This window comes from Maribellus maritimus, from assembly GCF_022267315.1.
Taxonomy (GTDB): Bacteria; Bacteroidota; Bacteroidia; order Bacteroidales; family Prolixibacteraceae; genus Draconibacterium; species Draconibacterium maritimum.
In genome coordinates this window covers 1-466 of the sequence record NZ_JAIKLE010000172.1, presented here as the reverse complement: position 1 = coordinate 466, position 466 = coordinate 1, and the positions used below count along the sequence as shown (strand labels likewise).

The window sequence follows — 466 nt, the reverse complement described above, 5'->3', positions numbered from 1 at the left end:
GTACGCCTTTTGCTGTTATACAGCGTCCGATATGACTCATTAATCCAAACCTGCTTTCATCCTGGAAATAAAGGTTTACAGATGGAAACTTATTTTTATCCAGACTGTTTCCAAGTTGACTAAACACATTAGGTAGTTTTAAAAAAGGCTTCTGCAGCCTGGTCATCTTTTTTTACATGGGATTTTCTTGGAGATTTTAGCTTCGTCCCAAAATGTTTGATTAAATGATAGCGCAAAGTATGGTAATTTATATCTACCCCATATTCGCTTTTTACCCATTGTTGTGCATCCCAGTACCCCAGGAACGGATTACGGTTATTAGTAACTCTGGATGCTAATCCATTATGAATTTCATCTGTTATATATTGGGATTCTTTGGGCTTTGATTGATTCTGAACCATAAAATCAACACCATTCGCATCATATTTATTTAACCAGCGTTCTATGGTGCGTTTATGCACCCCTA

At 36.9% G+C, this 466-nt stretch carries 1 protein-coding gene; it reads right to left on the bottom strand.

The window, feature by feature from the left end; genetic code table 11:
• Positions 1 to 128: 128 nt before the first annotated feature.
• Positions 129 to 466, bottom strand: a 338-nt coding sequence (locus K5G00_RS29570; RefSeq protein WP_238770260.1) for a winged helix-turn-helix domain-containing protein, incomplete at its 5' end; no start/stop codon positions are given.